The organism is Metabacillus flavus (genome assembly GCF_018283675.1).
GTDB lineage: Bacteria > Bacillota > Bacilli > Bacillales > Bacillaceae > Metabacillus_B > Metabacillus_B flavus.
Genome location: NZ_JAGVRK010000001.1, coordinates 1712689 through 1728224 on the forward strand (window position 1 = coordinate 1712689; position 15536 = coordinate 1728224).

Consider the following 15536-nt stretch of genomic DNA (forward strand, 5'->3'; position numbering starts at 1 on the left):
ATGAACAGGACCGCTCTCCTCGAGCGGTCCTGTTTAGTTTAGGCAGATTCTGAGGAATGATGGGAGGCATCCGGCGACCAAAGCAGCGGGTTTTCTCCTTTATCCCGTTCCATATCGTATTTAACAGCTTCGAAATCCATTTTACTCCAGAAATCTGCGGATTTGACTCGTGGATTCGTTTTAATCGGGAGCTTGAAGGATTTAGCAAATTCAACCAGGGACTGGCCATAGCCTCCCCGCTGATAATCAGGAAGAACCTCAAGCTTCCAAAGCTCCAAGTAATCCTGCTGTGGAGTAAAGTATTGATCAAATTTTTTATCTACTTTGTAAAGACTCATCCTGGCGACCAGCTTTTCTCCAAAATAGATTCCGTAAAACGGGGAGTCACTGTCATTTTCAATAATATTCCCTTCAAGATCCTCGAGCATGGATAGCTCCTGAAGTCCATATTCTTTAAACCTTTTAAACTCTTCAAGTGTTTTGTAATTAATAAGAAGGCGTTCCACCTTGTGCATATTTTTTCCCCCTTGATGCAGCTGAAAAGTAGCAAAATTTTAAATTTATTGACTAATGTCATTATACCATGCTTCCAGTACTTTTCACAAAGGGTTAGGAAACGCTTTCAAAAAAATAAAGGATATTGCTTCATATTGTAGAAACATATATTTGAAGATGGTCTTTTTTTGAAACAGGGGGTGGGAATCGTTGAAAAAAGTATTGATTGCAAACAGGGGTGAAATTGCTTCGCGGATTATTGAGACGTGCAAGCGGATGAAGATTGAGACGATTGCAATTTTTTCAGATGCGGATCAGGACCTGCCATATGTAAAGGAAGCGGATTATTCCTTCCGAATCGGTGAGCCGCCGGTAGGGAAATCATATCTTCTTGCGGATTCTATTTTGGAATTAGCGGTGAGAGAAGGGGCAGATGCGATTCATCCGGGATATGGATTCCTCTCGGAGAATAGTGATTTTGTCCGAAAAACAGAAGAGCATGGATTGTTATTTATTGGGCCTTCTTCGGCTGTGATTGAAAAAATGGGCGATAAGGTTCTTGCAAGAAAAACCATGATGGAAGCCGGAATTCCTGTAGTGCCGGGCAGTGAACTTGGCTTGGAGACACTCGGGCAGGCTGCAGAGAAAGCAGAACAGATCGGTTTTCCCGTGATGCTGAAAGCAAGCGGAGGCGGAGGCGGGATTGGGATGCATCTATGCCATGATAAAGCCGAGCTTGAAAAAGTATATGCATCTGCTAAAAACAGAGCAAAAGCTTACTTCGGAAATGACGAAGTTTTTATTGAAAAGTATATTGCTGAATCCCGCCATATTGAGGTTCAAATATTCGGGGACGAGCATGGGAATATTGTTCACTTGTTCGAAAGGGAATGCTCAGTTCAGCGCAGGAATCAAAAGGTAATTGAAGAAGCGCCTTCACCAAGTATTTCAGAAGAGACACGTCAGAAAATATGCAAGGCAGCCGTTCAGGCAGCTCTTCATGTGGGATATAGGAATGCGGGGACCGTTGAATTCATTATGGATGAAAAGGAGCAGTTTTATTTTCTTGAAATGAATACCCGCCTGCAGGTGGAGCACCGTGTTACTGAAATGATTACAGGGCTGGATTTGGTGAAGTGGCAGATCCTTGCCGCTAGAGGAGAAGCTCTTCCCTTAAATCAGGGTGAAATCCGGAAAATTGGTCATGCGTTTGAATTCAGGCTTTATGCAGAGGATCCGGAAAAATTCATCCCTTCGCCCGGGAAGTTAAATGTGTTTACATATCCGGAGCCATCTGGTTTCGTTATAGACCGGACCTATATTGAAGGAAATCAAATTACCCCTTTTTATGATCCGCTCATCGCAAAAGCGGTTGTATATGGTGAAAATCGAGAAGCAGCTATGCTCAAAGCGGCTGAAGTTTTTAGAGGGATGCAGATTGAAGGGGTCAAATCCAATTTGCCTCTTTTTGTGAAGGTGCTAAAGGACGAAGAATTTAAATCAGGCCAATACACTACATCTTTATTAAAAAAATCAAAAATAGTCGGGTAAAGGATGGATCAAACATGAAAGAAGTTACAGCAAGCATGGCAGGTACTGTATTGAGTGTTTTAGTTGAAGCAGGTGCAGCGGTAGCATCAGGACAGGATTTGATGATGCTTGAATCAATGAAAATGGAGATTCCTATTGAATCCTCCTATTCTGGAACAGTTAAGGAAATAAAAGTTCAGATGGGCGATTTCGTAAATGAAGGGGATGTACTGGTTTTACTAGAGGATTAAGGGGGGCTTTGCATTGAAAATGATAGAGCTGAATGATCAATTAAAGGAAAAAATTGCGGAAGCAGAAGCCGGCGGTCATCAAAAATATCATGATAAATCCCGAGAGCAGGGAAAACTGTTTGTCCGTGACCGTCTTAAGCAGCTTTTTGATAATGGCCAGTATTCGGAGGACGGCAAATTTGCGAATCACCTTGCTGGGGATCTTCCGGCTGACGGGGTGGTAACAGCAATAGGTCAGGTGCATGGGCAAACGGTATGTGTGATGGCCAATGATTCGACAGTTAAGGCAGGTTCCTGGGGAGCGAGAACTGTAGAGAAAATTATCCGGATCCAGGAGACTGCTGAGAAATTAATGGTCCCGCTGCTGTACTTGGTGGATTCAGCAGGAGCGAGAATTACAGATCAGCTTGATATGTTTCCAAACAGAAGGGGCGCGGGAAGAATTTTTCATAATCAGGTCAGGCTATCCGGAATGATCCCGCAGATTTGTTTGCTCTTTGGCCCATCTGCAGCGGGAGGAGCATACATTCCTGCATTTTGTGACATTGTGATTATGGTGGAAGGAAACGCTTCTATGTACCTTGGTTCCCCGCGCATGGCAGAGAAGGTAATCGGGGAGAAGGTGTCGCTTGAGGAAATGGGAGGAGCAAGGATGCATTGCAGTATAAGCGGCTGCGGTGATGTGCTTGTATCTACCGAGGAAGAAGCAATTGCTGAAGCCCGAACATACTTGACGTATTTTCCTGCAAATTTTAGAAATCGGCCTTCTGAAACAGAGTCCGTCGCTCCTTTAAGTGAAAAATTGCTTTCTTCCATTATTCCGGAAAACCAAAATGCACCGTTCGATATGTATGACGCAATTGATTCATTGATAGACGGGGGCAGCTTCTTTGAAATTAAAAAGCTGTTTGCACAGGAATTAATTACGGGACTTGCCAGAATTGACGGGAAAGTTGTAGGCATTGTTGCGAATCAGCCGCGAGTTAAAGGCGGGGTGCTTTTCGTGGATTCAGCAGATAAAGCGGCAAAGTTTGTTGCATTATGTGATGCCTTTCAAATTCCGCTGCTTTTCCTGGCGGATGTACCTGGATTCATGATTGGCACGAAAGTGGAGAGAGCTGGAATCATCCGCCACGGGGCGAAAATGATCGCAGCGATGAGTTCCGCTACTGTGCCGAGGATATCAGTTATTGTAAGAAAGGCTTATGGCGCAGGCTTGTATGCTATGTCAGGTCCCGCTTTTGAACCGGATTGCTGCATTGCCCTTCCTTCTGCGCAAATCGCAGTAATGGGACCTGAAGCCGCTGTAAATGCGGTTTATTCCAATAAGATCAACGAGATTGAGGATCCAAAAGAACGAATGAAGTATGTAATGGAAAAGCAGCAGGAATACAAAGAAACGATTGATATATACCGGCTTGCATCAGAAATGATTATAGATCATATTGTTGGAGCGGATGATCTCCGCCAGGAATTGATTATGCGGTTTAAACAATATGAAACAAAGGAAGAACTGCTTCCGTACCGCAAACACCCGGTATATCCGGTATAATGCGAAAAAGATGATTTGCAATCCTGCACAAGAGAGCTGCCTGCAGCCAACGTGCTTGAGAGCAGGTCATTTTTTTTTCATGATGTGCACCAAACGGATGTTTTGCTTAATGGAAATTTGGTATGATTAGGGAAAAAGGGGGCTTGCTATATGAAAGCCGGAATAATTGGCGGCGGCGCGATTGGCTTATTATTTGCAGCATATTTAAGCCGGAATCATCAACTTACCTTATATACGAATACAGAAGCGCAGGCTTCCAAAATACGCCAACAAGGGATTGCGGTCTGTAAAGATGGAGAAACAGAAATCAGTTATCCTCATGCTTCTTCAAGCAGACATTATGAGGAGAAGCTGCTTATTGTGACTGTAAAACAATTTCACCTCCCATCGATCCTCGATCATCTTTCCTCAGAAGAACCGAAAACCCTGCTCTTCTTACAGAATGGAATGGGGCACATTAAAAGTTTGTCTGATTTGAAAGGACATCTTATTTATACAGGCTCTGTTAGTCATGGAGCCGTTAAAAACGGGGAAAGGGACGTTCAGCATAACGGAATCGGAACTACGGTCTTCTCACCTTTTCAGGAAGGGAGCAGCAGTGAAATTATTGAGTCTCTCAGTACTGAAGATTTTCCGTTTGTCTTTCGCTCCGATTGGTATGAGGTTGTTGCAGGAAAGCTGCTGGTCAATGCATGCATCAATCCGCTTACAGGGCTGCTGAATGTCCGGAATGGACAGCTCACAGAAAATCCTCATTATTATCTTTTGCTGAAGCAAGTGTTTGATGAAGTTTTCCCGGTCCTGGAAGTTGGGGATGAAGCCAGTCAGTGGAAAAAAGTTGAGGATGTATGCAGAGCAACTTCCAGTAATATTTCCTCGATGCTGCAGGACTTGCGCATGGGTAGAAAAACAGAGATTGAGGCAATTGCAGGCTATGTCCTTGATTTGGCAGAGGATAAAAACAGACGTGCTCCAACCCTTTCTTTCTTAACGAATGCAATAAAAGGGATGGAAAACAGCTGAAGGGGGGCGGATGCAGTTGAAGGGGATTTTATCAATATTACTCGGTGCCGCAGCGCTTGCACCTGCAATCATCTTCATTTTGCTTATCTTCACTTTGAAAGCTGCGACAGGAAAGGGGAAGAAGGCACTGCTGGCTGCAGTAGATCTCAGTGTTTTTCTGTTTTTCTTCTCGGTATATATTAAGATGATCACAATATGGGAGCTGCCTGCCCTAATTTATTTGTACTGGAGTTTTATTGGCTGGTTCCTTGTCTTCATCCTGTTTTTTGCATTGGCTAAATGGAAAAGGCCTTGGAAAGCTTTAAAAAAGATGTGGAGATTGTCATTCCTAGTGTATTTCTCTGCGTCCTTTATTTTATTGATTTATGGCGCAGGTCTTTATATCCTGAATGAACTTTATTAGCATAGTGAAACGTATTTTTTAACAAAGCCATCAAGAAGTGCTATACTTTTTGACGGAATGCATTTTTAACCGAGAAAGGAAGTACATCATGGAGATTTTCGAGTTCTCCCTGCAATCGGCGAATCCGTTTGTCAATGCACTGATTGAGAAAACTTTGGATATTCATACATATTTTGATTATGACATCAGCCTGGAAGACGTTTATGCGAAACGTCAAGATGACCTTTTAAAGCGCTCATTTAACCGGAAAGAATTGTCTTCTTATTTAAAAACCTACAACGAAAAATTTCAGGCTCCTGCTGCAATGAGGAATATTGATCGGCTGCTTGATGAATCAAGCACCGTTGTGGTGGGCGGACAGCAGGCTGGATTATTAACCGGTCCGCTATACACCATTCATAAGGTCGTTTCCATTCTTGCCTTGGCTAAGCAGCAGGAGGAGAAGCTCGGATCACCGGTTATCCCTGTATTTTGGGTTGCAGGTGAGGACCATGATTTTGATGAAATTAATCACGTTTATATTCAAAAAAATGACCGGATCAAAAAGAAAGCAATCAGCCAGAGGTATTTGGATAAACGCTCTGTAGCGTTTGCAGAACTTGACCACGCTGCCTGTAAAAGGTGGATAGAAGAAGTCATTCAGTCCTTTGGAGAAACACAGCATACAAAAGACCTTTTAAAGAAACTCACTATGTACATGGAAAAGTCCTCTACATATACAGAATTTTTCGAATGGCTGATCATGGATCTGTTCGGCTCCGAGGGCATTGTCCTTATTCAATCTGCAGACCCAGGACTTCGTGAGCTTGAAACGGAGCATTTCTCTGCAATGATCCAAAAAAATGATGAACTGGCGCGCGGCATGATGAATCAGCAGCAAATCATAAGAGAAAATGGATTCTCGCCCATTATCGAAACAGCTTTTGAAAGTGCTAACCTGTTTTATGAAGCAGATGGCGAAAGGCTTCTAATGCAGCGCCTTGAATCAGGAGAGTTTGCAGATAAAGAAAACCGGGTCTCCTTCACACAGCAGGAGTTTCTGAACGAATTAGCTGACTGCCCGGAAAAATTCAGCAACAATGTTGTCACAAGGCCGATTATGCAGGAACTCCTTCTCCCAACACTCGCTTTTATTGCAGGACCTGGCGAACTATCCTATTGGGCAGAATTAAAACAGGCTTTTGAATCAATTGACATCAAAATGCCGCCGGTCGTGCCAAGATTGAATGTAACCATCCTGGAACGTTCCATTGATTCTGATTTGCAGGATATACAAACGGCAATCCCTGAAGCATTAAATGGGAGCCTCGGCAAATTGAAGGAACAGTGGCTGAATGATCATCAGCAGATCGAGATTGATGGAATCGCAGACGAGGCCATTAATGAAATCAGCAGGATTCATGAACAGCTGACAAATAAAATAGTTGCTGAATATCCCGGTATGGAAGCTTACTCAAAAAAGAATAAACAGTTCGTAGTTAGGCAATTGGACCTGCTGAAAAGAGAAGCTAAGAAAAATATTGAACAGAAACACCATCACATTTTAGCGAAATTTGACAGGGCAGAACGGGCTATTTCTCCGGGAGGCAGCCCGCAGGAAAGAATTTGGAACATATATTACTATTTAAACAAGTACGGCAGTCATTTCCCTCAAAATCTTGCAGGTTTGTCATATTCCTTTAATAATCAACATAAGGTTGTCAAAATTTAACGTAACTTTTTTAAAAATCCTGTGCTGTACAGGGTTTTTTTTTGTTTTCAAAACGTGTAGAATGGGAAGTGGAGATAAGTGGGGGAAAGTGGTGAGTTTGGGAGAGAGAGTGGGGACAAGGTATGTTCATGGGGGAATATCAGCATACAATCGATGCAAAAGGCCGCATGATCGTCCCAGCTAAATTCCGTGATGGGTTAGGTGAGTCTTTTGTCCTAACGAGAGGACTCGACCAATGTCTATTCGGCTATCCAATGTCAGAGTGGATCATCCTGGAAGATAAACTCAAAACTCTGCCGCTTACTAAAAAAGACGCTCGGGCGTTTACACGATTCTTCTTTTCAGGTGCAGTGGAATGTGAACTGGATAAACAGGGACGGATTAATATTGCATCCGCTCTGCTGAATTACGCTAAGCTTGAAAAAGATTGCGTTGTCATCGGGGTATCAAATCGAATTGAACTATGGAGCAAGCCGATTTGGGAAGACTATATAGACCAGCAGGAAGACTCTTTCGCAGAAATAGCTGAAAACATGATTGGTTTTGATATATAATTAATCATTGTGCATGCGCTGCGAAACATATGAATCGGGCTGCATACGTTATCATTCGAATTTGATATAAAGGTGGGTTCATCCATGTTTGAACATAAAACAGTATTACTGAAAGAGACGGTAGATGGTCTGAACATTAAACGCAACGGTACATATGTTGATTGCACTCTTGGCGGTGCGGGTCACAGTGAATACTTGCTTTCGCAATTATCTTCAGAAGGCAGATTGTTCGCTTTTGACCAGGATGACACAGCCATTGAAAATGCAAAACACAAACTAGCGGCATATGAAGGACAGGCCATCCTCATCAAAAGCAATTTCAGGCACATTAAAGAAAAACTTGCAGAGTACGGTGTGGAAAAGGTTGACGGGATTCTCTTCGATTTAGGCGTTTCCTCTCCTCAGCTGGATACTCCTGAAAGGGGCTTCAGCTATCACCATGATGCACCCCTTGATATGAGAATGGATCAGCAATCTGACTTGTCCGCATACGATGTCGTGAATAATTGGAGCTATGAAGACCTTGTGAGAATCTTTTTCCGATATGGAGAAGAGAAATTTTCCAAACAAATTGCAAGGAAAATTGAAGCAAGACGTGAAAAGGAACCGATTAAAACGACTGGCGAACTGGTGGAATTGATCAAGGATGGGATCCCTGCACCTGCAAGGCGTACAGGCGGACATCCGGCTAAAAGGATTTTCCAGGCGATCCGCATTGCCGTTAATGATGAACTGAAAGTGTTTGAGGAGGCAATTGAACAGTCCATTGAGCTTCTTAATCCGACAGGAAGAATAAGCGTAATTACGTTCCATTCCCTTGAAGACAGAATTTGCAAAACGACATTCAAACAGGCGGCTGAGCTTCCTCAGCTTCCGCCGGGACTGCCGGTTATTCCGAAAGAGTTCGAACCGAAAATTAAACTTGTCACGCGAAAGCCGATTTTGCCAGCTGAAGAGGAGCTTACCGATAATAACCGGTCACGTTCCGCTAAACTGAGAATTGCAGAAAAAATAAAATAATCGGCCGATAAATAGAGAGAAAAGCCTTTGATGAAAAATGAGCAAAGATGAAAATATGAGAAGGTAGAAGAGGAGGTCCAGCCATGAGTAATTTAGCCGTTAAAGTTAATCAGCGCGCCCAGGAACAAACGATACGCCAAACACAGCCCCAGACTCAGCCTAAGGCGATGCCCATTAAAAGAAGACTCCCGATAACGCTCGGGGAAAAGGTTCTGCTTGTCCTGTTTGTCCTTGGACTGGCAGCAGCGAGCATCCATCTTATCGCTAACAGCGTGGCCTCCTATCAAGCCAGCATGGAGATCCAGAAGCTGGAGGCACAGGTTGATGCCCAAGGCAAGACAAATGCCGATCTTCAGATTCAAGTGAAGGAACTGAGCAACTATGAAAGAATTTGGGAAAGAGCGAAAGAGCTTGGACTTACTCTTGATAAGAACAATGTGAAGGTTGTCAAGGAATAGCGCATGCTGAAAAAAAATAAAAACATGAATAGAGGAGCAGCCGTATTAGCAACACTTTTTGCGGTGCTCTTCTTTATCATTACAGGCAGATTTTTGTATATTCAGCTGACTGGACAAGTGGATGGGCAGGTTCTTGCTGCGCGCGCGGCACAAAAATATGAAAAGCAGCAGACACTGGAGGCATCAAGAGGATCGATTCTTGATCGGAACGGGGAAGCAATTGCCGAAGATACATCGGCATATACGCTCGTTGCTATTCTGGACGAGTCGCTGACAACGGATCCTAAAAAGCCCCAGCATGTAGTAGATAAAGAGACTACAGCGGAAAAGCTTGCACCAATTTTGGATATTGACACGTCTAAAGCACTTGAAATTCTTCATAAAGACGCGAAGCAAGTAGAATTTGGAGCAGATGGAAGAAATTTGAGCCAGACTGAAAAGCTTAAAATTGAAAAGCTTAAGCTTCCCGGGATTGCCTTTATGAAGAATCAAAAGCGTTTTTATCCGAATGGTGTTTTCGCCTCCGATATTATAGGCTATGCCCAGAAAAATGAAGAGAACGGAGTTACCTCAGGAATGCTGGGGCTTGAAAAGAGCCTGGACAGTTTCCTGCAGGAAAAGGACGGTTCTATTAAATACAATAGTGACCATTATGGCTGGAAGCTCCCGGGGAGCCGTGATGAAATTACACCTCCTGACAATGGAAGTGATATTTATTTGACGCTTGATCAGAAGATTCAGACGTTCCTGGAGGATGCAATGAATCAGACCGTGAAAGAATACAGTCCGAAAAAAATCATGGCGGTTGTTGCGGATCCTAAAACAGGAAAAATTTTAGCAATGAGCCAGCGTCCAAGCTTCAATCCCAACACGAGAGACATTTCCAATTTTAATAATGATATTATTGGCTACCCGATTGAACCGGGATCAACGATGAAAATGTACACAGTAGCATCTGCAATAGAGCAAGGTGTATATAAAGGCAGTTCAACCTATAAATCAGGCAGCTATAAGATCGGGACAAAGGTTATTAAAGACCATAATAAAACCGGTTGGGGCACGATCCCGTATGATGAAGGTTTTGAGCGCTCTTCAAACGTAGCGATGATTAACCTGGCAATGAAACTCGGCCCGGATACCTACAGTAATTATATGAATAAATTCGGTTTTGGGGAAAAAACAGGAATTGATTTACCAGGTGAGAAAGCAGGTAAGATCAATAGTGACAGCAAAATCTCATTAGCAACCGCCTCCTTTGGGCAGGGGTCAACCGCTACAGTCATTGAACAAATTCAGGCTGCAACTGCTATTGCCAATGGCGGAAAGCTAATGAAACCATACCTGATTGATCAGATTGTGGATGCGGATGCCAATAAAGTAATTAAGAAAAATGAACCGAAGCAGATTGGCCGGCCAATTTCAGAAGCTACGGCTGCACAGGTTCGGGATTTGATGGGGAAGGTCGTAACTTCTAAAAACGGTACCGGTAAGCCTTTTGCAATTGAAGGATATGATGTAGCGGGGAAAACGGGCACAGCACAAATTCCCGGAGAAAACGGACGGTATATGAGCGGAAAAGAGAACTTCATTTTCTCCTTCATGGGGATGGCGCCTAAGGATGATCCGGAGCTGCTCGTATATGTAGCTGTTCAGCAGCCTGAACTTGAACCGACTGAAATCGGGTCAATGCCTGTTTCCTCCATTTTTAAAACCGTTATGCAAAATAGTCTTCAATATTTGCAGATTCAGCCTGAAAAAGGAAAAGAGAAAAATGAAGAGACGGCACCTAAAGCACAGGATCCTGTAATGGAATCTTATATTGGGAAAAATGCAAAGGGTTCTGCCAAACTTCTTGAATCAGGTTCCTATAAACCAATCATTCTTGGCTCAGGTCCTTCTGTAGAGGCGCAATCCCCTTCTGAGAGGACAGTGATTTCAAAAGGAGAAAGAGTATTTCTGCAAACAGGCGGAAAAGTAAAAATGCCTGATCTTTCCGGATGGTCTAAGCGGGATATAATGAAACTGGCTGACTTGCTACAGTTAAGGGTTTCATTTTCCGGCCAGGGTTTTTCAGCCAAGCAGAGTATACCTAAAGGCACGATTGTTAGTAAGGAAACTCTTTTAACCGTTGAGTTAAAGCCGCCTTCTTAAAAATTGGGAGACTCTTGTTCAATACAAGAGTCTCTTTTTTTAGAGTTAATGGATAGGCATTGAGCTGTCCCGTCCAAGTTCTATCGTCCATTGTACAAGCATATAGTGGGAGGAGCATAGACAAGGAGTGATGAATGTTGCGAGTTTCCCAGGTTACTGTCAGAAAAAGGCTTGCTGCTGTTTTGCTGATTGGTGTGCTTGTATTTGCTGTGATAGATGTCAGGCTCGGATATGTCCAATTCATACTTGGTGACAAGCTGACAGCAGGAGCAAAGGATTTGTGGAGCCGTAATCTTCCGTTTGAACCTGAACGCGGAGAGATTTTGGACAGGAATGGTGTGAAGCTTGCTACAAATATCAGTGCTCCGACAGTTTATGCTGTGCCAAGGCAGGTGGAGAACCCTGCAGAAGCAGCAGAGAAGCTGGCGCCTGTATTGAATATGACTAAGAAGAAAGCATATGATTTTCTAACTAAAAATGAAATGATTGTCACGCTGAAGCCGGAGGGCAGAAAGATTTCCCATGAAAAAGCGGGAGAGGTCAGGGCTCTTGGGATTAAAGGTGTTTATATAGGAGAGGACAGCAAACGATATTATCCGAATGGCAGCTATCTGTCGCATGTACTGGGATTCGCAGGGATTGATAACCAGGGACTGCTTGGCCTTGAAGCCGTATACGATAAAGATCTCAAAGGCGAAAAGGGGTTTGTTAAATTTTATTCGGATGCAAAAGGGAAACGAATGCCGAATGAGGCGGATGACTACAAATCCCCAACAGACGGACAAACGCTAAAACTGACAATTGATTCAAAGGTGCAGACCATTATTGAGAGGGAACTTGATTTGGCACAAGCGCAATACAAAGCAGATGGAATGATTGCGATTGCTATGAATCCTAAAAATGGTGAAATTCTAGGGATGTCTTCAAGACCTGATTTTGATCCCGCCAATTATCAAGATGTAAAGCCAATCGTATACAACCGCAATTTACCTGTATGGAGCACATATGAACCCGGTTCTACATTTAAGATTATTACTCTCGCTGCCGCATTAGAGGAACAAAAAGTAGATTTGGAACAAGATCATTTTCATGATCCCGGATCGATTGAGGTATCCGGAGCCAGACTGAAATGCTGGAAGAGAGGCGGACATGGTTCACAGAGTTTTTTGGAAGTTGTTCAAAACTCCTGCAACCCCGGGTTTGTCGCATTGGGGCAGCGATTAGGCAAAGAAAAACTGTTTAAATACATTAAGGATTTCGGATTCGGCCAAAAAACGGGTATTGATCTTCAAGGTGAGGGAAGAGGAATTCTTTTTAATCTGGACAGGGTTGGACCTGTAGAACAGGCAACAACAGCATTTGGACAAGGAGTTTCGGTAACCCCGATTCAGCAGGTGGCTGCAGTCTCTGCCGCGGTTAATGGAGGTATATTATATACTCCGTACGTTGCTAAAGAGCTCGTTGATCCTGTAACAGGTGCAGTAACGAGCAAAAAAGCTCCTGTAGAAAAGCGCAGGGTCATTTCTGAAGAAACCTCGAAGAAGATTCGATATGCCCTGGAAAGCGTAGTAGCGAGCGGAACGGGGAAAAATGCTTTTGTTGAAGGGTACAGGGTTGGAGGGAAAACGGGAACAGCCCAAAAGGTAAGCAATGGAGCTTACCTGAAAAACAACTTCATTGTGTCCTTCATTGGCTTTGCCCCTGCAGATGATCCTGAACTTGTCGTCTATGTAGCGGTTGATAATCCGAAAGGGACTGTTCAATTCGGAGGAACGGTGGCGGCTCCGATTGTCGGCAATATTATGAGAGACAGCCTTCCGGAAATGGGCGTTAAGCCTCGTAAGGATCAGATGGAGAAAGTCTACAAATGGGGAGACACAAAGTCCGTTGAGGTACCGAATCTTTTAGGGATGGAAATGGATGAACTGAGAGAACAGCTTTTGAATGTAAAATTCGACGTAGCCGGAAATGGCGAGGTTGTTGTGCAGCAATCCCCTGCAGCGGGTACGAAGGTGAAAGAGGGTTCGTCTATCCGGGTGTTTATGGGAAACCCTTAAACCGGTATTTTCTTTAAAAACTCTTTTTAAAATGGATTCTTTGAACAAAATCGATTTAGGCCTGATTGCAGCGGGAGGGTCCGGGAAAGCGTACAGGCGAGACCAAGGCGGCTATAGCGTCCGCTATGCGGATCGCCAAGGGTCCTGCAGCGGAAAGCACCACACCTAATGCTTTTTTTCAGCAAAAATTGTAAAAACAGCCTTATAAAATCATTTTTGGATTGGATCTTTCCTGAAGGCAAATCAGTCTGGTTGAGCGCAGTCGAGGCTTTGCCGGACTGATTTTTGTATTTTTCCAGGATACACTTTTCACTGAGCGGATAAATTGTCCAGCTTCCACCGTCTCTCACGGCTGGGCGAGCCCTATCGAACTTAGTTTTTGTGTCTAGCTCCGGGTGCTAGCCGTTCGGACGCTTCGCTCCCTCGGGCCCGCAGGACGCGGGTCAGTTCTGCGTCGCGGCAGGACGCCGCGCTCTTAGCAGAACTTCCTTAAGATGGCGCCTCTCGGTCGGGAGCTCCACCGTCTCTCACGGCTGGGCGAGCCCTATCGAACTTAGTTTTTGTGTCTAGCTCCGGGTGCTAGCCGTTCGGACGCTTCGCTCCCTCGGTCGAGGCAAAAAGCGCCTCTCGGTCGGGAGCTCCACCGTCTCTCACGGCTGGGCGAGCCCCCTGCGCTTTTAAATTAACAATGGCTCTTTTCCTTGAAGTGAGATAAAATATGTACTGTATGCATAAATGGCATATTGTTATCTTAAAGAGTGTGAATTGAGAGGTTTGATAAGGATGAAGTTGACTGATTTGCTTTCCCGTTTGCATTTTGGAAATATAGATGTGAGTGAGGATCCTGACATTGAATCGATTGAGATGGATTCTAGAAATGCAGGAAAAGGAAGCCTGTTTATCTGTATTAAAGGATACACGGTAGATGGCCATCATTTCGCCAGACAGGCAGTAGACCAAGGAGCCGCTGCTGTTATTGCAGAAAGAGAGCTGGACCTGCCTGTACCTGTCATTATCGTGCCTGATTCAAGCAGAGCTATGGCTGTACTTGCAGATGCATTTTATGGACAGCCGACCCAGAAGCTTCATTTAATTGGAGTGACCGGCACAAATGGGAAAACAACGACCGCCCATTTAATTGATATGGTTTTGCAGTCTGCCGGCAGGAAAACCGGTATGATTGGCACAATGTACATAAAAATAGGGGATGAAACCCTTGAAGTTAGAAACACCACTCCGGAAAGTCTGACCCTGCAGAAAACATTCAGAAAAATGGCAGACTCAGGGATATCCAATGCCGTAATGGAAGTATCTTCACATGCCCTCCATATGGGCAGGGCTCATGGATGCGACTATGATGTGGCTGTGTTTACAAACCTTACACAGGATCATCTCGATTACCATGGAACGATGGATGCTTATAAACAGGCGAAAGGTCTGCTGTTTTCCCAGCTTGGGAATACTTTTAACCATCAAAATCCTAAATTTGCGGTTTTAAATCAGGATGATCCTGCCTCAGAGGAATACAGAAGCATGACAGCTGCCCATATTCTTACCTACGGCATTGATCAGAAGGCGGATGTTATGGCTTCGGATATAAAAATGACGTCAAGCGGAACGGCTTTTTTACTGCAAACTCCATACGGTTCGCGAAACATGAAACTTAAATTAATCGGCAAATTCAGCGTTTACAATGTCCTTGCTGCAATCGGTGCTTGCTTAGTGTCAGGCATCCCGCTTGAAACAGCCGCATCTGCTTTGGAAAAAGCAGATGGTGTAAGAGGAAGATTTGAGCTTGTTGATGCAGGTCAGCCTTTTGCAGTTATTGTTGACTACGCACATACCCCGGATAGTCTTGAAAATGTTTTGACCACCATTCAGCAGTTTTCTTCCGGCCGTACCTTTGTGGTAGTGGGATGCGGAGGAGACCGTGACAAAACAAAAAGGCCGATCATGGCCCAGATTGCAGTGAAATATGCTGACGAACCAATCTTTACATCAGATAATCCAAGAAGCGAGGATGCACTTGCTATTCTTGCTGATATGGAAAAAGGGGTTCAGGGTTCTTATTATCATTCCATCGCAAACCGGGAGCAGGCGATTTATTTCGCAGCTGCAAACGCACGACCTGGCGATGTTATTCTTATTGCGGGGAAAGGGCATGAAACGTATCAGCAAATCGGGAATAACATTTACGATTTTGATGACAGGGAAGTAGCCCTCAAAGCCATCAGCACCCTTAAGATCGGTCAGAGTGCAGTGAAAGATCATAAAAGAGAGCAGTGAAAAAAATGAAAATGTTAAAACGTTGTAAACATAATAGATCAGCAG

At 44.0% G+C, this 15536-nt stretch carries 13 protein-coding genes; 12 read left to right on the forward strand and 1 reads right to left on the reverse strand.

The annotated features are described in order from the left end of the window. Nucleotides 1–38: 38 nt before the first annotated feature. Nucleotides 39–515, reverse strand: a complete 477-nt coding sequence (locus tag J9317_RS08840; RefSeq protein ID WP_211557955.1) for an N-acetyltransferase — start codon at nt 513–515, stop codon at nt 39–41. A 190-nt stretch (nt 516–705) separates the two neighbouring features. Between J9317_RS08840 and J9317_RS08845 the strand changes: the two genes are divergently transcribed. The 12 genes from J9317_RS08845 (at nt 706) to J9317_RS08900 (ending at nt 15491) form a co-directional block, all read left to right on the forward strand. Further along, on the forward strand, nt 706–2046 hold the full coding sequence (locus tag J9317_RS08845; RefSeq protein ID WP_211557956.1) for an acetyl-CoA carboxylase biotin carboxylase subunit: 1341 nt from the start codon (nt 706–708) through the stop codon (nt 2044–2046). Nucleotides 2047–2060: 14 nt separating this feature from the next. Further along, on the forward strand, nt 2061–2276 hold the full coding sequence (locus J9317_RS08850; protein WP_211557957.1) for an acetyl-CoA carboxylase biotin carboxyl carrier protein subunit: 216 nt from the start codon (nt 2061–2063) through the stop codon (nt 2274–2276). A 19-nt stretch (nt 2277–2295) separates the two neighbouring features. After that, nucleotides 2296–3828 carry an acyl-CoA carboxylase subunit beta gene (locus J9317_RS08855; RefSeq protein ID WP_211562244.1) on the forward strand — a complete coding sequence of 511 codons (1533 nt, stop codon included), beginning with the start codon at nt 2296–2298 and terminating at the stop codon, nt 3826–3828. 150 nt (nt 3829–3978) lie between these two features. Next, entirely contained in the window at nt 3979–4851 is an 873-nt protein-coding gene (locus J9317_RS08860; protein WP_211557958.1) for a 2-dehydropantoate 2-reductase, read from the forward strand. A gap of 16 nt (nt 4852–4867) precedes the next feature. Beyond that, nucleotides 4868–5254, forward strand: coding sequence for a DUF3397 family protein (locus tag J9317_RS08865; protein WP_211557959.1), 387 nt, complete (start codon nt 4868–4870; stop codon nt 5252–5254). Between the two features lie 88 nt (nt 5255–5342). Continuing rightward, entirely contained in the window at nt 5343–6965 is a 1623-nt protein-coding gene (gene bshC / locus J9317_RS08870) for a bacillithiol biosynthesis cysteine-adding enzyme BshC (protein ID WP_211557961.1), read from the forward strand. Between the two features lie 122 nt (nt 6966–7087). Beyond that, a complete protein-coding gene (gene mraZ, locus J9317_RS08875) occupies nt 7088–7519 on the forward strand; it encodes a division/cell wall cluster transcriptional repressor MraZ (protein WP_211557963.1) in 432 nt (143 codons plus the stop codon). Nucleotides 7520–7603: 84 nt separating this feature from the next. Continuing rightward, nucleotides 7604–8539 carry a 16S rRNA (cytosine(1402)-N(4))-methyltransferase RsmH gene (rsmH, locus tag J9317_RS08880; protein ID WP_211557965.1) on the forward strand — a complete coding sequence of 312 codons (936 nt, stop codon included), beginning with the start codon at nt 7604–7606 and terminating at the stop codon, nt 8537–8539. Between the two features lie 83 nt (nt 8540–8622). Beyond that, on the forward strand, nt 8623–8997 hold the full coding sequence (gene ftsL / locus J9317_RS08885) for a cell division protein FtsL (RefSeq protein ID WP_211557966.1): 375 nt from the start codon (nt 8623–8625) through the stop codon (nt 8995–8997). Between the two features lie 3 nt (nt 8998–9000). After that, complete coding sequence (locus J9317_RS08890; protein ID WP_211557967.1) at nt 9001–11148, forward strand: penicillin-binding transpeptidase domain-containing protein; 2148 nt, start codon at nt 9001–9003, stop codon at nt 11146–11148. A 137-nt stretch (nt 11149–11285) separates the two neighbouring features. After that, nucleotides 11286–13205 (forward strand): stage V sporulation protein D, encoded by a 1920-nt coding sequence (locus J9317_RS08895; RefSeq protein ID WP_211562245.1) that lies wholly within the window; start codon nt 11286–11288, stop codon nt 13203–13205. A gap of 783 nt (nt 13206–13988) precedes the next feature. Beyond that, nucleotides 13989–15491, forward strand: coding sequence for a UDP-N-acetylmuramoyl-L-alanyl-D-glutamate--2,6-diaminopimelate ligase (locus tag J9317_RS08900; protein WP_211557968.1), 1503 nt, complete (start codon nt 13989–13991; stop codon nt 15489–15491). Nucleotides 15492–15536 lie beyond the last annotated feature (45 nt).